This is a genomic window from Pseudomonas sp. 43mfcvi1.1 (genome assembly GCF_900115935.1).
GTDB classification, from domain to species: Bacteria; Pseudomonadota; Gammaproteobacteria; order Pseudomonadales; family Pseudomonadaceae; genus Aquipseudomonas; species Aquipseudomonas bijieensis.
In genome coordinates this window covers 39,712-59,019 of record NZ_UETT01000018.1, presented here as the reverse complement: position 1 = coordinate 59,019, position 19,308 = coordinate 39,712, and the positions used below count along the sequence as shown (strand labels likewise).

Genomic DNA, 19,308 nt, shown 5'->3' with positions numbered 1-19,308 from the left:
AAAAACAGGGCCGCTGCGCGCCCCAGCGGGAGCAAGCTCCCTCGCCACAGGTTGTGTGTTTATTCATGGATCCCAACCAGAGCTAGCCCACCCCGCGCAAATGCTCCATCGCCCACACTGCGGCTTCGACCCGTGAACGCAAGCCGAGCTTGTGCAGCAGGTTCTTCACATGGACCTTGACCGTACCTTCGGTGATGCCCAGTTTGTGTCCGATGACTTTGTTGCTGTAGCCACCGGCGATGGTCTTGAGTACCTGGCGTTCGCGCTCGGTCAGTTCCACATCGGCCTGGCGCGGCGGGGAGCGCAGGGCCTGGGCCATGACGCGGGTCAGGCCGGGGCTGATCACCAGGGCGCCGTTGAGGGCGTCGCGGATGTACTGGATCAGCAACTCGGGCTCCATGTCCTTGAGCAGGTAACCATTGGCGTCCAGGCGCAGGGCGTCGCGGATGTCGTCCTCGGCGTCGGATACGGTGAACAGCAGCACCTTGCCGGTGTAATTCATGGCACGCAGCCGACGCAGGGTCTCGATGCCGTTCATCTGCGGCATGTTGTTGTCCAGCAATACCAGGTCGGGCTTGAGCGGCTCGATCAGGGCCAGGGCTTCTTCGCCGTGGTTGGCTTCACCGACAATCTGCAAATCGTCTTCAAGCTCAAGCATCTGGCGGATGCCGCGACGCATCATCGGATGATCGTCGACCAGTAGCAGGGTGTGGCGCAGGGGGGCGTTCATGTTGCGAGGCCTTCGGTGTGTTGGCCCAGGAATTCCGGTTGGAAATGCACCTGGATACGGGTGCCCTGGGGTGTTCGGGAGAGAATCTGCAATTGGCCACGCAGGCTGCGGGCCCGCTCGTTCATGATGTTCAGGCCATGGTGCTCGCGCTGGTCGACTTCGCCACTGAAGCCGCGGCCATCGTCTTCGATCGACAGTCGTACGGTCTCGCCTTCCTGGCGCAGTTCGAGCCAGGCGTTTTCGGCATGGGCGTGGCGCAGGCAGTTGGACAGCGCCTCGCGGGTGATCTGCAGGATGTGGATCTGCTCGCTGGCCGACAGCTCGAAAGCCAGGCTGTCGACGAACAGGTGCACCTTGAAATCGCCTCGATTGGAGAACTCTTCGGCGGTGTCCTTGAGCTCCTCCACCAGGCCGTCGTCGTGGATCTGCAAGCGGAAGGTAGTCAGCAGTTCGCGCAATTGGCGATAGGCATTGTTCAGCCCTTCGCGCAGCTCACCGGTGACGGTTTCCAGGGTCTGCACCGGCTCGCCTCGACGCATCAGGGTCTGCATGCGGCTGACTTGCAGCTTCATGTATGACAAGGCCTGGGCCAGGGAGTCGTGGAGTTCGCGGGCGATGATCGTGCGTTCGTCGAGCAGCAGCAGGCGATGGTCCTGTTCGCGCTGACGTTTGAGGGACAGCGACGTGCCGATCAGGTTGGCCAGGGCTTGGATCAATGCGGTTTCCCACGGCTGCGCCGTGTGGCCGTCGACAAAATGCGCCTTGAGCTCACCCAGTTCATTGCCCTGGTTACTGATGCTGAAGGCCTGTGGGCGCGCAGCGTTGTGTTTATGGCAACTGGCGCAATCGCTGCTGGCGCAGACCTGACGGCTGGCGGCGCCGTGCAGGGCCAGTAGATGCCTGGCCGGGGCCTGCAATTGCCCTTGCAGGCACAGCGTCAGGCGCAGGCCCGGCAGGCGCTCTTGGAAGCGCCGGATCAACTCGTCCAACCCTTCGGCATTGGCCTGTCGCGTCGCCAGGCTGCGACTGCTCTGGTACAGCAGCTCCAGGGCGGCGTTGGCGTGTTGCAGGTTCAGGGTCTTTTGCTGGACCTGGTTTTCCAGGGTGCGGTGGGATTGTTCGATGGTCTCGGCCATGGTGTTGAAACTGGTCGCCAACTGGCCCAGCTCATCCTCGGACTGATGATTGACCCGCACCTGGAACTCGCCCCGGCGAAAGCGCTGGGTGGCGTCGACCAGTTCCTGCAAGGGCGTGACCACACCGTACTGCAATTCATACAGGCCGATCAGCAGGATGATCATGGTGCTGAACAGCGCCATGCCCTGGATCGTCTGCTGCCAGCCTTGTTTGTGCTCGCTCTGGCGTTGCAGCAGGGTGACGAACTGATCCAACTGCTCAACGAAAGAGTTGGCGCTGTTCTGGAAAAACGCCGAATCGCCGCGCTCGATGGCCGGGCGCAGGGTCTGGTTCCAGCGTTGCACCAGGTTCTGGTAGCTCTGGTGCAGGGAAGTCGTCGGCCCGTCTTCCAGCACGGCGCGCAGGGCCGGGCTGTCGAGGCGTTGTTGCAGGCTGGCGATGATCGCCGGGATGTCGTCGTTGGCTCCCGCCGCCAGTTTCCAGCTCAGGTGGTAGGTCTCCATGCGCACGGAACCGGCGGTGTTGATGGCGGCGGCGTCGCCCTGGCTGAACCAGGCGATCAACCCGGCGCTCAAGGAACTGGCCAGGGCCAGGATGGCGATCAGGATCACCGCCAGCCCGGCGCGAGCGGGCAGGGAACTGCGCAGCCAACGCATCATTGACGCGGGCCTGTGGGGCAAAACTGTGAACCGAGCATAGGAGGCGCCCTGGACCTGGGGGGTGTAGCAGCCAATCCTGGGCGCACTACCTCTAAAGAGTTGTCGGCCGCTCCGTTTCCATAAAAGCTTCGGCAGACTTGTTCAAGATATTGATAAATAAAGGGTTTTATCGATATCGGAATCTACCTCCTTGGAGGTAGACGGGCCAAGCATAGGCCTGTACCGCCCCGGGGCACGTTGACCCAAGTCAAGTTTTTGCGGGGTTCGTATCACTAGGCTGCGCTCATCGAACTGACGGAGTGCATCGTGATGCGAGCGCAAGTGCAACAAGGGCTGGTACTGGGGATGAGTACCCTGGCCTTCACCGTGTGCTTCATGGTCTGGATGATGTTTGCCGTGCTCGGCGTTCCGATCAAGGAAATGCTGGCCCTCAACGAAACCCAATTCGGCCTGCTGGCCGCCACCCCGGTGTTGACCGGTTCGCTGGTGCGTTTGCCCCTGGGGCTTCTGACCGACCGCTTTGGCGGACGGATCGTGTTCTTCCTGCTGATGCTGTCCTGCGTGTTGCCGCTGTACCTGATCACCCTCGCCACGGCCTTCTGGCAGTTCCTGGTGCTGGGCCTGTTCGTCGGCCTGGCCGGTGGCTCGTTCTCGGTGGGCATCGCCTACGTCGCCAAGTGGTTCGACAAGCAGAACCAGGGGTTTGCCATGGGCGTCTTCGGTGCCGGCAATGCGGGGGCGGCGGTGACCAAGTTCCTCGCCCCGGCGTTGATCGCCTTCGGCTCCTGGCACCTGGTGCCAAAAGTGTTCAGCGCGATCCTGTTCATCACCGCACTGTTGTTCTGGTTCCTCACCAGCGAGAAAAAGGAACACAGCGGCACCGGCGGCGCGACGTTGCGCGAGCAATTGAAAACCCTGAAAGAGCCGGCCGTGTGGCGCTACTGCCAGTACTACTCGATCGTGTTCGGCGGCTACGTGGCCCTGGCCCTGTGGATGACCAAATACTACGTGCAGGAATACGGTTTCAGCCTGCAAAGCGCAGCGTTGCTGGCGGCGTGTTTCTCCCTGCCCGGTGGCGTGCTGCGAGCCGTCGGTGGCTGGATGTCCGACCGCTGGGGCGCCCAGAGCGTGACCTGGTGGGTGTTGTGGGTCAGCTGGATCTGCCTGTTCCTGCTGTCCTATCCCCAGACTCAACTGCAAGTGAAGACCGTCAACGGCATCGTCGATTTTCACATCGGCCTCAACGCCACGCTGTTCACCGTACTGCTGTTCGTGATGGGCATCGCTTTCGCGTTCGGCAAGGCCTCGGTTTTCAAGTACATCGCTAACGACTACCCGAAAAACATGGGCGCAGTGTCCGGCATCGTCGGCCTGGCCGGCGGCTTGGGCGGGTTCGTGCTGCCGATCATGTTCGGCGCCCTGGTGGACCTCACCGGCGTGCGCTCGTCCTGCTTCATGTTGATGTACGGCGTGGTCTGGGTCTCCCTGACCTGGATGTACTTCAGCGAAATGCGCAAGCGCCCGCTGCTGGGTAAACAGTCGTCGGCCAGCCAATCCCCGTTTTCCAGCATTGCCCAAGGAGAAGAACATGTCCGTTCTGCAAACGCCTGAAAAAGGCCCGGTCATTCATGATTGGCGCCCGGAAGACCCCGCATTCTGGGGCCGCAGCGGCAAACTGACCGCCCGGCGCAACCTGTGGATTTCCATCCCGGCGCTGCTGTTGGCTTTCGCGGTGTGGATGGTCTGGAGCACGGTGATCGTGCGCCTGAACGCCATCGGCTTCAGCTTCAGCACCGACCAGTTGTTCTGGCTGGCGGCATTGCCGGGGCTGTCGGGTGCGACCTTGCGCATCTTCTATTCGTTCATGGTGCCGATTTTCGGTGGCCGGCGCTGGACCGCCCTGAGCACCGCTTCGCTGTTGGCACCTGCACTGTGGATGGGCTTCGCCGTGCAGGATCCGACCACCCCCTACAGCGTGTTCGTGCTGATCGCGCTGCTCTGCGGTTTTGGTGGCGGCAACTTCGCCTCGAGCATGTCCAACATCAGCTTCTTCTACCCCAAGTCCCAGCAGGGCACGGCCCTGGGCCTGAACGCCGGGCTGGGTAACCTGGGCGTGTCGGTGATGCAGTTCTGTGTACCGCTGGTGATTTCCTTCGGTGTGTTCGGCTTCATGGGCGGCCAGCCGCAGGTGTTGGCTGACGGCAGTTCGCTGTGGCTGCAGAACGCCGGTTTCATCTGGGTGCCGTTCATCCTTGCCGTGACCCTGATCGCCTGGTTCGGCATGAACGATTTGTCCAGCGCCCGTGCTTCGTTCAGCGAGCAGGCGGTGATCTTCAAGCGCAAGCACAACTGGCTGATGTGCTGGTTGTACCTGGCAACCTTCGGTTCGTTCATCGGCTTCTCCGCCGCCTTTCCACTGCTGATCAAGACCTCGTTCCCGGACGTCATTGCCTTGAAATTCGCCTTCCTCGGGCCACTGGTGGGTGCGCTGGTACGGCCGTTGGGCGGTTGGCTCGCGGACAAGCTCGGCGGCGCGAAAGTCACTTTGTGGAACTTCGTCCTGATGATCGCCATGGTGTTCGGGGTCCTGCACTTCCTGCCTCAAGGCGGCCAGGGCGGCAACTTCTACGGCTTCCTGGGCATGTTCATGTTGCTGTTCATCACCACTGGCGTGGGCAACGGTTCGACCTTCCGCATGATCCCGGTGATCTTCCGCACCCTGCATGAAAAAGCCGCCCTGGGGAAAAAGCCCGAGGTGCGCGAGCAAGCGATCAAGAACGCCGGCAAGGAATCGGCCGCGGTGCTGGGTTTCAGCTCGGCCATGGGTGCCTTCGGTGCGTTCTTCATTCCTAAATCATTCGGCTCTTCGATGGCCCTGACCGGCGGCCCGGAGATGGCCTTCTACATGTTCGTCGGCTTCTACCTGAGCTGCATCGTGGTGACCTGGTGGTGGTACGCCCGCAAGGGCGCCGCAACACCTTGCTAAGCCGAACCTAAACCTGCGTGGGCGGGGCGCAGACCCCGCGGAGCAAGCCTGAGAGGAACACACTGTGAGTCATTTATTGGATCAACTGCGGTTTTTCAACCGCAAGCAAGGCGAGTTTTCCGATGGTCACGGCGAGACCCGCAAGGAGTCCCGGGACTGGGAGAACGTCTACCGCTCCCGCTGGCAGTACGACAAGATCGTGCGTTCCACCCACGGGGTGAACTGCACCGGCTCGTGCTCGTGGAAGATCTACGTCAAGAACGGCCTGATCACTTGGGAAACCCAGCAGACCGACTACCCGCGCACTCGTAACGACCTGCCCAACCACGAGCCACGCGGTTGCCCTCGCGGCGCGAGCTACAGCTGGTACATCTACAGCGCCAACCGGCTCAAGTACCCGAAGATCCGCAAGCCACTGCTCAAGTTGTGGCGCGAAGCCCGGCAGACCCTGGCGCCAGTGGAAGCCTGGGCCAGCATCGTCGAGAACAAAGCCAAGGCCGACTCGTACAAGAGCAAGCGCGGCATGGGTGGCTTCATCCGTTCCAACTGGGAAGAAGTCAACGAGATCATCGCCGCCGCCAACGTCTACACCGTCAAGGAGCACGGCCCGGACCGGGTTGTGGGCTTCTCGCCGATCCCGGCCATGTCGATGGTCAGCTATGCCGCCGGCTCGCGTTACCTGTCGCTGATCGGTGGCGTGTGCCTGAGCTTCTATGACTGGTATTGCGACTTGCCACCAGCCTCGCCCATGGTCTGGGGCGAGCAGACCGACGTGCCGGAATCGGCCGACTGGTACAACTCCAACTACATCATTGCCTGGGGCTCCAACGTCCCGCAAACCCGTACCCCTGACGCTCACTTCTTCACCGAGGTGCGCTACAAGGGCACCAAGACCGTGGCGATCACCCCGGACTATTCGGAAGTCGCCAAGCTCACCGACCTGTGGCTCAACCCCAAGCAGGGCACCGACGCCGCCCTGGCCCAGGCCTTCAACCATGTGATCTTCAAAGAATTCCACCTGGACAAGCCGAGCGCCTATTTCACCGAATACGCCAAGCGCTACACCGACCTGCCGGTGCTGGTGATGCTCAAGCCGATGCTCGGCGTGGCGCCCGGTGCCGGTTACCAGCCGGACCGTTTCCTGCGGGCCAGCGACCTGACCGACAACCTCGGCCAGGAAAACAACCCGGAATGGAAAACCATCGCCCTGGATGCCGCCGGCGAACTGGTTTCGCCCCAAGGCTCCATCGGCTATCGCTGGGGTGAGAAGGGCAAGTGGAACATCCTGCCCCGTGAAGGTGGCGAGGGGCGTGAGATCGACCTCAAGCTGAGCCTGATCGGCGGCGACGTCGCCGAGGTGGCGTTCCCATACTTCGCCGGTGAAGCCCAGGAGCACTTCCAGCATGTGGCCGGTGAAGCGGTGCAGTTCCGTCGGGTGCCGGTGCACAGCGTGGTGCTGGCCGATGGCAGCGTGGCGAAAGTCGCCACCGTATTCGACCTCTCGGCGGCCAACCTGGCCATCGACCGTGGCCTGGGCGGCGCCAACGTTGCCAAGGACTATAACGACGCCTCGGTGCCCGGCACCCCGGCCTGGCAGGAGCAGATCACCGGCGTGAGCCGCGAGAAGGCGATCCAGATCGCCCGCGAGTTCGCCGACAACGCCGACAAGACCCGTGGACGCTCGATGATCATCGTCGGTGCGGCGATGAACCACTGGTACCACATGGACATGAACTATCGCGGGCTGATCAACATGCTCATGCTCTGCGGTTGCGTTGGCCAGACCGGCGGCGGCTGGGCCCACTATGTCGGCCAGGAAAAACTCCGTCCGCAATGCGGCTGGCTGCCCCTGGCCTTCGGCCTGGACTGGAACCGTCCGTCACGGCAGATGAACGGCACCAGCTTCTTCTATGGTCACAGTTCGCAATGGCGCCACGAGAAGATGAGCATGCACGATGTGCTCTCGCCCCTGGCCGACAAGTCGCAGTTCCCTGAGCACGCCCTGGACTACAACATCCGCGCCGAACGCGCCGGCTGGTTGCCCAGTGCGCCGCAGCTCAACACCAACCCGCTGCACATCTGCCGGGATGCCGCCGCCGCGGGCCTGGAGCCCAAGGACTACGTGGTCAAGTCGCTGCAGGACGGTTCCCTGCGCTTTGCCTGCGAGCAACCGGACAGTCCGGTGAACTTCCCGCGCAACATGTTCATCTGGCGTTCGAACCTGCTGGGTTCCTCGGGCAAAGGCCACGAGTACATGCTCAAGTACCTGTTGGGCACCAAGAACGGCGTGATGAACGAAGACATCGGCCAGGTCGGCGACTGCAAGCCTGCTGAAGCCGAATGGGTCGACGAGGGCGCCATTGGCAAGCTCGATTTGGTAACCACCCTGGACTTCCGCATGTCCTCGACCTGCGTGTATTCCGACATCGTCTTGCCGACCGCCACCTGGTACGAAAAAGACGACATGAACACCTCGGACATGCACCCGTTCATTCACCCACTCTCGGCCGCCATCGATCCGGCCTGGGAATCGCGTTCGGACTGGGAAATCTACAAGGGCATCGCCAAGGCGTTTTCCGCCATGTCGGTCGGCCATCTGGGTGTGGAAAAAGACTTGGTTACCGTGCCGTTGATGCACGACAGCGTCGGCGAACTGGCCCAGCCGTTTGGTGGCACTGACTGGAAAAGCGCCGGTGTGGCGCCGGTACCGGGCAAGAACGCACCGAACCTGCAGGTGGTGGAGCGCGACTACCCGAACATCTACAAGCAGTTCACTTCCCTGGGCCCGATGCTGGAAAAACTCGGCAACGGCGGCAAGGGCATCAACTGGAACACCGACACCGAAGTGAAGTTCCTCGGTGAGCTGAACCATAAGGAAGTCGAAGCGGGCATCAGCCAAGGGCGGCCAAAAATCGACAGTGCCATCGACGCTGCCGAAGTCATCCTGTCCCTGGCCCCGGAAACCAACGGCCATGTCGCGGTGAAAGCCTGGGCGGCGCTGTCGGAATTCACCGGCATCGACCACAGCCACCTGGCGGTGTCCAAGGAGCACGAGGCGATTCGCTTCCGTGACATCCAGGCCCAGCCACGCAAGATCATTTCCAGCCCGACCTGGTCCGGCCTGGAAGACGACCACGTGAGCTACAACGCCGGCTACACCAACGTCCATGAATCGATCCCATGGCGGACTATCACCGGTCGCCAGCAGTTCTACCAGGATCACCCGTGGATGCAGGCGTTCGGCGAGCAGCTGATGAGTTATCGGCCGCCGGTCAACACCCGCACCATCGCTGGCGTGAAAGGCAAGCGCAGCAATGGCCAGACCGAGATCGTCCTGAACTGGATCACTCCGCACCAGAAGTGGGGTATCCACAGTACCTACAGCGACAACCTGCTGATGCTCACCCTCAGCCGTGGCGGCCCGATTGTCTGGCTCTCGGAAATCGACGCCAAGCGCGCCGGCATCGAGGACAACGACTGGATCGAGTGCTTCAACGTCAACGGCGCATTGACCGCCCGGGCGGTGGTCAGCCAGCGGGTCAAGGAAGGCATGGTGATGATGTATCACGCCCAGGAACGCATCGTGAACGTGCCGGGGTCGGAAACCACCAAGACCCGTGGCGGCCACCACAACTCGGTGACCCGCGTGGTGCTCAAGCCCACCCACATGATTGGCGGCTACGCCCAACAGGCCTACGGCTTCAACTATTACGGCACGGTCGGTTGCAACCGCGACGAATTCGTCGTGGTGCGCAAGATGGCCAAGGTCGATTGGCTCGACGGTTCCAGTGGCGATGATCTGCCGCGTCCACTGCCGACTGATATCGAGGAGAACTGAGATGAAGATTCGCTCACAAATCGGCATGGTCCTGAACCTGGACAAATGCATCGGCTGCCACACTTGCTCGATTACCTGCAAGAACGTCTGGACCAGTCGCGAAGGCATGGAATACGCCTGGTTCAACAACGTCGAATCCAAGCCGGGCATCGGCTATCCCAAGGAGTGGGAAAACCAGGACAAGTGGAAGGGCGGCTGGATCCGTAACGCGGACGGTTCGATCAACCCGCGCATCGGCGGCAAGTTCCGCGTGCTGGCGAACATCTTCGCCAACCCGGACCTGCCGAGCCTGGACGACTACTACGAACCGTTCGACTTCGACTACCAGCACCTGCACACCGCACCGCTGGGCGAGCACCAGCCTACCGCGCGACCACGTTCGGTAGTGTCCGGCAAGCGCATGGAGAAGATCGAGTGGGGTCCGAACTGGGAGGAAATCCTCGGCACCGAATTCGCCAAGCGGCGCAAGGACAAGAACTTCGACAAGATCCAGGCGGACATCTACGGCGAGTACGAAAACACCTTCATGATGTACCTGCCGCGCCTGTGCGAGCACTGCCTGAACCCGGCGTGCGCGGCGTCCTGCCCAAGCGGGGCGATCTACAAGCGCGAGGAGGACGGCATCGTCCTGATCGACCAGGAAAAATGCCGCGGCTGGCGCATGTGCATCAGCGGCTGCCCGTACAAGAAGATCTACTTCAACTGGAAGAGCGGCAAGTCGGAAAAATGCATCTTCTGCTACCCGCGCATTGAAGCGGGTATGCCGACCGTCTGCGCTGAAACCTGCGTTGGCCGCATCCGTTACCTCGGCGTGCTGCTGTATGACGCCGATCGCATCAGTGAAGTGGCGAGCACTGCCAATGAGCAGGACTTGTACGAGAAACAACTGGAGATCTTCCTCGACCCGAACGACCCGGCGGTGATTCGCCAGGCCCTGGCCGATGGCGTGCCGCAGTCGGTCATCGATTCGGCGCAACGCTCGCCGGTCTACAAAATGGCCGTGGACTGGAAACTCGCACTGCCGCTGCACCCGGAATACCGCACCTTGCCAATGGTCTGGTACGTGCCGCCACTTTCGCCAATCCAGAACGCCGCTGCGGCTGGCACCGTGGGCATGAACGGGGTGATCCCGGATGTCGACAGCCTGCGCATTCCGCTGCGTTACCTGGCGAACATGCTCACCGCCGGTGATGAGAAACCGGTCAAGCATGCCCTCAAGCGCCTGCTGGCGATGCGTGCCTACAAGCGTTCCGAGCAGGTCGACGGCGTGCAGGATCTGCAAGTGCTGGCCGACGTTGGCTTGAGCGTGAACCAGGTGGAAGAGATGTACCGCTACCTGGCGATTGCCAACTACGAAGACCGTTTCGTCGTGCCAAGCGCTCACCGCGAAGACGCCATGAGCGATGCGTTCGCCGAGCGCTCCGGCTGCGGTTTCAGCTTTGGCAGCGGTTGCAGCGGCAGCTCCGACACCAACATGTTCGGTGGCAAGAAGGCCAACCGCCGCGACGTGATCAAAACCGTGCAGTTGTGGGAGGAATGAGCATGCGCATTCTCAAGGTGATTTCGTTGCTGCTCGATTACCCGACCGAGACCCTGGTGGCCGGTCGGGATGAGCTGGAACAAGCGATTCTCCAGGCACGGGAAATCAGTCCCAACCAGCGCGCCGGGTTGTTCGAATTGCTCGAGGTGATCTGCGGCAAGGACCTGATGGACGGCCAGGAGCACTACGGTGCGCTGTTCGGCCGCGGCCGTTCGCTCTCGCTGCTGCTGTTCGAACACGTGCACGGCGAGTCCCGCGACCGCGGCCAGGCCATGGTCGACATGATGGCCCAGTACGAAGAAGCCGGTTTCGCCATCGGCGTCAAGGAACTGCCCGACTACATCCCGCTGTACCTGGAGTATCTCTCCACCCGCGAAGACATTGAGGCCCGCGAGGGCCTGGCCGATGTAGCACACCTGCTGGCCTTGCTCGCGGCGCGCCTGGAAGAGCGTGAAAGCGCCTACGCCAGTTGCTTCCGGGCCTTGTTGCAGATCTCCGGGGCCGAACCCCAGGGCGCGGTCGCCGAACTGCGTGAGCAGGTCAAGGCCGAGCCACGGGACGACTCCCTCGAAGCCCTGGACAGGGTCTGGGAAGAAGAGGCAGTGGATTTCATGAAGGCCGAGCAGCAAGACCGTTGCAGCTCGATGCCAAGCGCGCCGGGCAAGGCGCGGGACGAAAGTGCGGTACCGCTGCACTGGGTGGATTTTCAGCATGAAGGGCTGGCCGCAGCGCCAGCCGGGGAGGTGGGCAATGTCTAAATGGGATCTGTTGTTGTTCGGGGTCTACCCCTATATCGCCCTGGCGATTTGCCTGATCGGTAGCTGGGCGCGGTTCGACCTGTCCCAGTACACCTGGAAGGCCGGTTCGAGCCAGATGCTCAACAAGCGCGGCATGCGCGTAGCCAGCAACCTGTTCCACATCGGTGTGCTGTTCGTGCTGGCCGGGCACTTTGTCGGGCTGCTGACGCCATCGGCGATTTACCACCATGTGCTGAGCACCGAGAACAAGCAGTTGTTGGCGATGGTCTCCGGCGGTTTCTTCGGCGTGCTGGGCCTGATCGGCCTGGTGATGCTGCTCAACCGTCGCCTGACCGACCCACGGGTGCGTGCCACGTCCAATGCCTCGGACATCCTGGTGTTGGTGGTGTTGCTGGTGCAACTGGTGCTGGGGCTGATGACCATCGTCGCCTCGACCGCGCACATGGACGGTTCGGTGATGGTGATGCTGGCCGACTGGGCTCAGAACACTGTGCTGTTGCGTCCGGTTGAAGCCGCTACCTCGATCGCACCGGTGAGCCTGATCTACAAGCTCCATGTGGTGCTGGGCCTGACCCTGTTCGTGTTGTTCCCGTTCACCCGTCTGGTCCATATCGTCAGCGCGCCGGTCTGGTACCTGGGACGTCGTTATCAAATCGTTCGGCAGAAGTTTTGAGGAGAAGATCATGGCGAGTGGATGCGGATGTGGCGGTGGTGGCGGCGGTAGTGGTGGTTGCGGTTCCTCGGCAAAAGCGGCAGCGGTGATCGCGCCGGTTGTCGATACCGAACCGGCGGGGACGGTGCAGTTCGAGCCGGCCCAGGTTGGGCCGGTGGCGGAGGATGACGCGCCGCAGTTGATTGCCAGCAGTGAGCAGGAGTGGCCGATCATCAGCGTCAATGGGGTGTCGATCACCCCGCAGGCGATGGCCCAGGAGCTGCAATATCACCCGGCTGACAGTCGCGAAGAGGCGGTCTACCAGGCGGCACGGGCCCTGGTGATCCGCGAATTGCTCCAGCAACGTATCGCCGAACTGGGCCTGGCGTTGCAGGTCGGTGCCGGTGAAAACGAAGAAGAGGCAGCCACGCGGTTGTTGCTCGAGCGTGAGGTGCAGGTGCCGCAGTGCGACGAGGCCACCTGCCTGCGTTATTACGAAAGCAACCGGGCGCGGTTTCACAGCGCACCGCTGCTGGCGGTGCGGCACATCCTGCTCGAATGTGCCCCGGACGATGCCGAGGCCCGCAGCCTGGCCCATGTACAGGCCGAGCTGCTGCTGGAACGGCTGGACCAGTTCCCCGGCAGTTTCGCCGAGCTGGCGCTGAAGTATTCGGCCTGTCCGTCCAAGAAGCAGGGTGGCTCGCTGGGGCAGATCAGCAAGGGCCAGACCGTGCCTGAGCTGGAGCGGCAGTTGTTCACCCTGCCGGCGGGCCTGGCCAGCAAACCGCTGGAAAGTCGCTACGGCTGGCACGTGATCAGCATCGACCAGCGCATCGATGGCCAGCCGTTGCCCTATGAGGCGGTGGCGACGGCGATTCGTACCCAGTTGCAGCAGGGCGTTTGGCAAAGGGCGCTGGTGCAGTATCTGCAAACCCTGATCGGTGCGGCGGATATTCGCGGCATTCACCTTCAGGGCGCCGACTCGCCGCTGGTGCAGTGAGCACTGGCTCAATCGGGAGATCTTCATGAACGCGGTGTTGCAGGACGGGTTTGGGCGCCAGATCGATTATTTGCGGATGTCGGTGACCGATCGTTGTGATTTTCGTTGTGTGTATTGCATGGCGAAAAACATGACCTTCCTGCCGCGTCAGCAAGTGTTGACCCTGGAGGAGTTGCAGCGCCTGGCGCGGCTGTTCGTCGGCCTGGGGGTGAAGAAAATCCGCCTGACCGGTGGCGAGCCGCTGATCCGTCCAGGCATCGTCGGGCTGTGTCGCGATATTGCGGCATTGCCCGGCCTGCGGGAACTGGTGATGACCAGCAACGGCTCGCAGCTGGGGCGATTGGCCCAGCCGCTGGTCGAGGCTGGGGTCAAGCGCATGAACATCAGCCTAGACAGCCTGGACGGTGAACGCTTTCGGGCGATCACCCGCAACGGCAACCTGGACCAGGTGCTGGCTGGCATTGAAGCGGCGAAGGTGGCCGGGTTCGAACGGATCAAACTCAACTGCGTGGTGATGAAAGGGCGCAACTTCGATGAAATCCCGGCGCTGGTGCAGTACGCCATCGATCAACGCATCGACATCAGCTTCATCGAGGAAATGCCCTTGGGAGAGGTCGGGCGTTCCCGGGGCGAGTCGTTCTGTTCCAGCGATGAGGTCCGGGCCGAGATTGCCCGGCATCATCGCCTGCTCGACAGCGCCGAGAGCAGTGGCGGACCGGCGCGCTATGTGCGCCTGGAGCGTCATCCGGATACTCGGATCGGGTTCATTTCACCCAACACCCATAACTTCTGTGCCAGTTGCAACCGTGTCCGCATGACTGTCGAAGGGCGCTTGCTGTTGTGCCTGGGACAAGAGGATTCCCTCGACCTGCGCGGCTTGCTGCGGCGTTATCCGCTGGAAGACCAACCGGTGATCCAGGCAGTGCAGCAGGCGCTGCGCGGCAAGCCACTGCGCCATGACTTCAATCCGGGTGGGGAAGTGCAGATCGTGCGGTTCATGAACATGAGTGGGGGCTGAGCCTCGCCGCAACTGTGAATGTACCGCCGCCATCGCGAGCAGGCTCGCTCCCACATTGGTTTTCAGGCGACTGCAATTTCTGCGTACCCCGAAAATCCCCTGTGGGAGCGAGCCTGCTCGCGATGGCGGCAGCAGGGGCGGCAGCACTTCCTGCGGACCCACCCTCGATTCTTGACATCGATCAATTGCAACCCAGGCTTTTGGCCGTACTCTCCACTGCATGTTGTGTCTATAGAATTCAAAAAGCCTATATGTAGTGTCTGGAGCCAAAATGCAGAGCACGTTGATCACAGTAGGATGTAACCGCTTGCACAAGCGCGATGGCAGTGTGGTTGCCTTTGACGCGGACAAGATCCGCCAGGCGCTGATCGCTGCGGGCAAGGCCACGGGCGAGTACGCCGAAGCCGAAGCCGAGGGGTTGCTCAAGGCGGTGTTGGCGCGGTTGGAAGGGCAGGCGCGGTTGAACGTCGAGCAGATCCAGGACCGGGTCGAGCGAGTGCTGATGGACGCCGGTTACTTTCTCTCCATGCGGGCCTACATCGTCTATCGCGAGCAACACGGACGCCTGCGTCGGGATCGCCGTACGTTGGTGGAAGTCGCCACGTCGATGAACGAATACCTGGATCGCGAAGACTGGCGCGTTCAGGCCAACGCCAACCAGGGCTATTCCCTCGGCGGGCTGATCCTCAACGTATCGGGCAAGGTCACCGCCAACTACTGGCTCGACGAAGTTTATAGCCAAGCCATCGGTGAGGCGCATCGCGAGGCTGACCTGCATATCCACGACCTGGACATGCTCGCCGGCTACTGTGCCGGCTGGTCCTTGCGCACCCTGTTGCACGAAGGCCTCAACGGCGTGCCAGGGCGGGTCGAGGCCGGGCCGCCCAAGCATCTGAGCAGTGCCCTGGGGCAGATGGTGAATTTCCTCGGCACCCTGCAAAACGAATGGGCCGGCGCCCAGGCGTTCAGCTCATTCGACACCTACCTGGCGCCCTATGTGCGCAAGGACCAACTCAGCTACGACGAGGTCCGCCAATCGCTGCAGGAGTTCATCTACAACCTCAACGTGCCGTCGCGCTGGGGCACGCAAACCCCGTTCACCAACCTGACGTTCGACTGGGTCTGCCCACAGGACCTGCGCGAACAGATCCCGGTGATTGGCGGCGAAGAAATGCCGTTCGCCTACGGTGACTTGCAAGCGGAAATGGAGCTGATCAACCGCGCCTACATCGAAGTGATGCAGGCCGGCGATGCGAAAGGCCGGGTGTTCACTTTCCCGATCCCGACCTACAACATCACCCATGACTTCCCCTGGGACAGCGAGAACGCCGACCGCCTGTTCGAAATGACCGCCCGCTACGGCCTGCCGTATTTCCAGAACTTCCTCAACTCGGACATGCAACCCAACCAGGTGCGCTCGATGTGCTGTCGCTTGCAACTGGACGTGCGCGAGCTGCTCAAGCGCGGCGGTGGCCTGTTCGGCTCGGCGGAACAGACCGGTTCCCTGGGCGTGGTGACGATCAACTGTGCCCGTCTGGGCTACCTGTACAAAGGCAATACCAGCGCATTGCTGCAACGCATCGATGCCCTGATGGAATTGGCGAAAGAGAGCCTGGAGGTCAAGCGCAAGGTTATCCAGCATCACATGGATGCCGGTTTGTACCCCTACACCAAGCGTTACCTGGGCACGTTGCGCAATCACTTCTCCACCATCGGTGTGAATGGCCTGCACGAAATGCTGCGCAATTTCACCGATGACCAGCAAGGCCTGCACACCGAACAAGGCCGGGAATTCGCCCTGAAGCTGCTGGATCACGTACGGGCCACGCTGCTGCGTTTCCAGGAAGAAACCGGCCACCTCTACAACCTGGAAGCCACGCCTGCCGAGGGCACCACGTACCGCTTCGCCAAGGAAGACCTCAAGCGCTACCCCGACATCCTGCAGGCCGGCAGCCCGCTCGCACCGTACTACACCAACTCATCGCAACTGCCGGTGGGCTTCACCGAGGATCCGTTCGAAGCCCTGGAGCTGCAGGACGAACTGCAATGCAAATACACCGGCGGCACCGTGTTGCACCTGTACATGGCCGAGCAGATTTCCTCCACGCAGGCCTGCAAGCAATTGGTGCGCAAGGCCCTGGGGCGCTTCCGCCTGCCGTACCTGACCATCACGCCGACCTTTTCTATCTGCCCGGTGCACGGCTACCTGGCCGGCGAACACGAGTTTTGCCCCAAATGCGACGAGGCCTTGCTGCTGCAACAACAGCGCCAGGGCAGCGTTCACTGACCCGATCCATCGACCGCAAGGAGCTTCATCCATGAGCGCATCACAATCTCTTCCGCAGGCACAGCGTCAACGTTGCGAAGTCTGGACCCGAGTGATGGGTTATCACCGCCCGGTGGCGGCCTTCAACCCGGGCAAGCAATCCGAGCACCGCGAGCGGGTGCACTTCACCGAACGCGCGGCCGGGCGTCCATGAGTCGAGTGCTACGGGTCGGGGGCATGGTGCCCCTGACCACCCTCGATTATCCGGGCCAACTGGCGTGCGTCCTGTTTTGCCAGGGCTGTGCCTGGCGTTGTCGTTACTGCCATAACCCGCAACTGATCCCGCCGCGCGGCAGCGAGGAGGTGGATTGGTGCCGGGTGCTGGCGTTCCTGCAACGCCGTCAGGATCTGCTCGACGCCGTGGTGTTCAGCGGTGGCGAGCCGACCTTGCAGGACGGCTTGGCGCCAGCCATGGAGGAAGTGCGGCAGATGGGCTTTCGCATCGGCCTGCACAGCGCCGGCATCAAGCCGGCGGCCTTCGCCAAAGTGGTCGGGCAAGCCGATTGGGTGGGGTTCGACATCAAGGCCTTGCCCGAAGATGCCCTGGACGTGACCCGGGTCGAAGGCAGCGGCGCCGCCAACTGGCGCAGCCTTGACCATCTGCTGGCCAGCGGCGTGGATTACGAATGTCGCACCACCGTGCACTGGCACCTGTTCGACCCCGAGCGCCTGTTGACCCTCGCCCGGCGCTTGAGCGAACGGGGCGTCACACGGTTTGCCGTGCAGCTGGTACGTACCGCGCGGATGCTCGATCCGCATCTTTCCAGCGTCTCGGCACACCGCTTGCAGCCTGAACTGTGGGCCGCGCTGCGCGAGATGTTTCCTTCGTTCGTGTTACGCAGTTGACCGAGCGCGGGAATGAGCGACCGACAGCGGCCCGGGATGACCGGGCCCTTCTTTTTTCAAGGTTTTCAAATGCGCTGCCAGCCGGCAGGTAGTTGAACAGGGAGCATTTGACATGACCAGACTCACCACCGCCCGACGTATCGTGCTCGGTTTCGCCATCGCACCGCTGGCCTTGATCGCCTTGACGTTCTACGCCTTGAGCGACCTGGCGATGTTGCGCGACCAGGCCGAGCAGGTCGTCAGGCGGGATTGGCCGAAGATCGATCCGATCATGGTGATCGCCACGGGCGTGCGCGATAACGCCAGGAATACCCGGGACTTGCTGATCGACAAGAACAATGCGCAGGTCCAGCAATCCATCGACGCCACCCGGCAACGGATTACCCAGGCCTTCGCCACGCTGGAGCCGCTGTTCGATCAGCCCGAAGGCAAGGCCGCGTATGCCGAACTGAAGAAACGTCGCGAGGCCTATGTGGCGGCGTTCGTCCAGGTGCAGGCGTTGATCCGCCAGGGCGCGACGGAGGAGGCGATGACGCAGCTCAAGCAAGGAGTGATCCCGGCGGAGCGCGAGGTGTACAAGAGTCTCGAAGGGATCATGGCGATGCAGGGCAAGCTCTTCGTCGAGCGTGAGCACCAGGCACAGGCGCGCTACAACGATGCGCGACGCAACATGCTGGCGATGGTGCTGGCTTGCCTGGCCCTGGTGAGTACTGTCGCGATCCTGGTGACCCGCAGCGTGACCCGTCCCCTGGGCGGTGAGCCCGATGACGCGGCGCGGGTGCTCAGCCATATCGCCCAGGGTGACCTGACGATCCGCGTACCCGTGGGTGTCGGCGCCAATGACAGCGTGATGAGCAACATGCACGACATGCAGCAGAGTCTCAACAGCATGGTCCGGCATATCGCGGCCTCGGTGGATCGAGTGGCCAGTTCCTCCGAGGAGCTGAGCGCCGTGAGCAGCCAGACCAGCAGCACCTTGCAGTTGCAAGGCCAGGAAATCGAACAGGCTGCCGCGGCCGTGAACCAGATGACCGCGGCGGTGGATGAAGTGGCGCGCAATGCCGTGAGCACCAGTGAAGCTTCGCGAGTATCCGAGCAAACTGCCCAGCGCGGTCGTGAACAGGTCCAGGAAACGGTCGTTTCCATTACCGCGCTGGCCGAAGGTGTCACGGACAGTTCCGGGCGAATCCAGCAACTGGCCGGACGGGTCCAGGACATCAGTTCGGTGCTGGATGTGATCCGCAGCATCGCCGAGCAGACCAATCTTCTGGCCCTGAATGCCGCCATCGAAGCGGCCCGTGCCGGCGATGCCGGGCGTGGCTTTGCGGTGGTGGCCGATGAAGTCCGCGCGTTGGCTCATCGGACCCAGGATTCGACTCGGGAAATCGAGGGCATGATCGGCAACATCCGCCTGGACAGCGGGCACGCGGTGAGCTCCATGCAAAGCAACAGCGAGCTGGTGCAGGTCACGCTGCAAGTCGCCCAGCGTTCCGGCGATGCCCTGGACGAAATCGCCCGCTCGATCTCGCAGATCAACGAGCGCAACCTGATGATCGCCAGTGCCACCGAACAGCAGGCCCTGGTGGCGCGAGAGGTGGATCGTAACCTGATGGGTATTCGCAACCTGTCCGAGCAGGTCATGCTGGGCGCCCGGCATACCGATACGGCGGGCCAGGACTTGGCGCAGATGGCCGGGTCACTGCATGAGACGGTGGCGCGGTTCAAGGTGTAGGTGACCATCGCGGGGCAGGTGTGCGCGGCAATCGCGTACACCTGATATCCCCTGTGGGAACGAGCCTGCTCGCGATGGCGTTGGGT

General features: G+C 62.3%; 14 protein-coding genes. 12 read left to right on the top strand and 2 right to left on the bottom strand.

Translation table 11 applies throughout. The features are described 5' to 3' along the window. Positions 1-82 precede the first annotated feature (82 nt). Positions 83-730, bottom strand: coding sequence for a two-component system response regulator NarL (gene narL, locus DTP52_RS27205; RefSeq protein ID WP_109756131.1), 648 nt, complete (start codon positions 728-730; stop codon positions 83-85). Next, the gene (locus DTP52_RS27200; protein ID WP_109756130.1) at positions 727-2,526 is read right to left on the bottom strand and encodes a HAMP domain-containing protein; all 1,800 of its coding nucleotides are present in this window, start codon (positions 2,524-2,526) and stop codon (positions 727-729) included. Before DTP52_RS27200 ends, narL begins: the two co-directional genes overlap by 4 nt. 309 nt (positions 2,527-2,835) lie before the next feature. On the opposite strand from DTP52_RS27200, the gene DTP52_RS27195 reads away from it, so the two are divergent. From DTP52_RS27195 to DTP52_RS27135, 12 genes are all read left to right on the top strand, one after another. Beyond that, a complete protein-coding gene (locus DTP52_RS27195) occupies positions 2,836-4,137 on the top strand; it encodes a nitrate/nitrite transporter (protein WP_371925652.1) in 1,302 nt (433 codons plus the stop codon). Next, positions 4,115-5,512, top strand: coding sequence for a NarK family nitrate/nitrite MFS transporter (locus DTP52_RS27190; RefSeq protein ID WP_109756128.1), 1,398 nt, complete (start codon positions 4,115-4,117; stop codon positions 5,510-5,512). Before DTP52_RS27195 ends, DTP52_RS27190 begins: the two co-directional genes overlap by 23 nt. A gap of 64 nt (positions 5,513-5,576) precedes the next feature. After that, complete coding sequence (locus tag DTP52_RS27185; RefSeq protein WP_109756127.1) at positions 5,577-9,350, top strand: nitrate reductase subunit alpha; 3,774 nt, start codon at positions 5,577-5,579, stop codon at positions 9,348-9,350. A 1-nt stretch (position 9,351) separates the two neighbouring features. Beyond that, on the top strand, positions 9,352-10,890 hold the full coding sequence (gene narH / locus DTP52_RS27180; RefSeq protein ID WP_030137649.1) for a nitrate reductase subunit beta: 1,539 nt from the start codon (positions 9,352-9,354) through the stop codon (positions 10,888-10,890). 2 nt (positions 10,891-10,892) lie between these two features. Then, positions 10,893-11,648 carry a nitrate reductase molybdenum cofactor assembly chaperone gene (gene narJ, locus DTP52_RS27175; protein WP_109756126.1) on the top strand — a complete coding sequence of 252 codons (756 nt, stop codon included), beginning with the start codon at positions 10,893-10,895 and terminating at the stop codon, positions 11,646-11,648. Continuing rightward, the gene (narI, locus tag DTP52_RS27170; protein WP_109756125.1) at positions 11,641-12,321 is read left to right on the top strand and encodes a respiratory nitrate reductase subunit gamma; all 681 of its coding nucleotides are present in this window, start codon (positions 11,641-11,643) and stop codon (positions 12,319-12,321) included. Before narJ ends, narI begins: the two co-directional genes overlap by 8 nt. Positions 12,322-12,331: 10 nt before the next feature. Continuing rightward, complete coding sequence (locus tag DTP52_RS27165) at positions 12,332-13,300, top strand: peptidylprolyl isomerase (protein WP_109756124.1); 969 nt, start codon at positions 12,332-12,334, stop codon at positions 13,298-13,300. 25 nt (positions 13,301-13,325) lie between these two features. Further along, positions 13,326-14,318, top strand: a complete 993-nt coding sequence (gene moaA / locus DTP52_RS27160) for a GTP 3',8-cyclase MoaA (protein ID WP_109756123.1) — start codon at positions 13,326-13,328, stop codon at positions 14,316-14,318. A 271-nt stretch (positions 14,319-14,589) separates the two neighbouring features. Next, complete coding sequence (locus tag DTP52_RS27150) at positions 14,590-16,605, top strand: ribonucleoside triphosphate reductase (RefSeq protein WP_109756122.1); 2,016 nt, start codon at positions 14,590-14,592, stop codon at positions 16,603-16,605. A gap of 31 nt (positions 16,606-16,636) precedes the next feature. Continuing rightward, entirely contained in the window at positions 16,637-16,798 is a 162-nt protein-coding gene (gene nrdD / locus DTP52_RS27145) for an anaerobic ribonucleoside-triphosphate reductase (RefSeq protein ID WP_109756121.1), read from the top strand. Beyond that, positions 16,795-17,490 (top strand): anaerobic ribonucleoside-triphosphate reductase activating protein, encoded by a 696-nt coding sequence (locus DTP52_RS27140; RefSeq protein ID WP_232199924.1) that lies wholly within the window; start codon positions 16,795-16,797, stop codon positions 17,488-17,490. Before nrdD ends, DTP52_RS27140 begins: the two co-directional genes overlap by 4 nt. Before the next feature lie 112 nt (positions 17,491-17,602). Then, entirely contained in the window at positions 17,603-19,222 is a 1,620-nt protein-coding gene (locus DTP52_RS27135) for a methyl-accepting chemotaxis protein (RefSeq protein WP_109756119.1), read from the top strand. The last annotated feature ends 86 nt before the right edge of the window (positions 19,223-19,308 follow it).

Excerpts from the sequence above, each read along its gene's own strand:
- DTP52_RS27135 (WP_109756119.1), top strand. The coding sequence starts at position 17,603 with ATGACCAGACTCACCACCGCCCGACGTATCGTGCTCGGTTTCGCCATC.
- DTP52_RS27140 (WP_232199924.1), top strand. The coding sequence starts at position 16,795 with ATGAGTCGAGTGCTACGGGTCGGGGGCATGGTGCCCCTGACCACCCTC.
- narI (WP_109756125.1), top strand. The coding sequence starts at position 11,641 with ATGTCTAAATGGGATCTGTTGTTGTTCGGGGTCTACCCCTATATCGCC.
- narL (WP_109756131.1), bottom strand. The coding sequence starts at position 730 with ATGAACGCCCCCCTGCGCCACACCCTGCTACTGGTCGACGATCATCCG.
- DTP52_RS27150 (WP_109756122.1), top strand. The coding sequence starts at position 14,590 with ATGCAGAGCACGTTGATCACAGTAGGATGTAACCGCTTGCACAAGCGC.
- DTP52_RS27190 (WP_109756128.1), top strand. The coding sequence starts at position 4,115 with ATGTCCGTTCTGCAAACGCCTGAAAAAGGCCCGGTCATTCATGATTGG.
- DTP52_RS27165 (WP_109756124.1), top strand. The coding sequence starts at position 12,332 with ATGGCGAGTGGATGCGGATGTGGCGGTGGTGGCGGCGGTAGTGGTGGT.
- moaA (WP_109756123.1), top strand. The coding sequence starts at position 13,326 with ATGAACGCGGTGTTGCAGGACGGGTTTGGGCGCCAGATCGATTATTTG.
- narJ (WP_109756126.1), top strand. The coding sequence starts at position 10,893 with ATGCGCATTCTCAAGGTGATTTCGTTGCTGCTCGATTACCCGACCGAG.
- narH (WP_030137649.1), top strand. The coding sequence starts at position 9,352 with ATGAAGATTCGCTCACAAATCGGCATGGTCCTGAACCTGGACAAATGC.
- DTP52_RS27195 (WP_371925652.1), top strand. The coding sequence starts at position 2,836 with ATGCGAGCGCAAGTGCAACAAGGGCTGGTACTGGGGATGAGTACCCTG.
- DTP52_RS27200 (WP_109756130.1), bottom strand. The coding sequence starts at position 2,526 with ATGATGCGTTGGCTGCGCAGTTCCCTGCCCGCTCGCGCCGGGCTGGCG.
- nrdD (WP_109756121.1), top strand. The coding sequence starts at position 16,637 with ATGAGCGCATCACAATCTCTTCCGCAGGCACAGCGTCAACGTTGCGAA.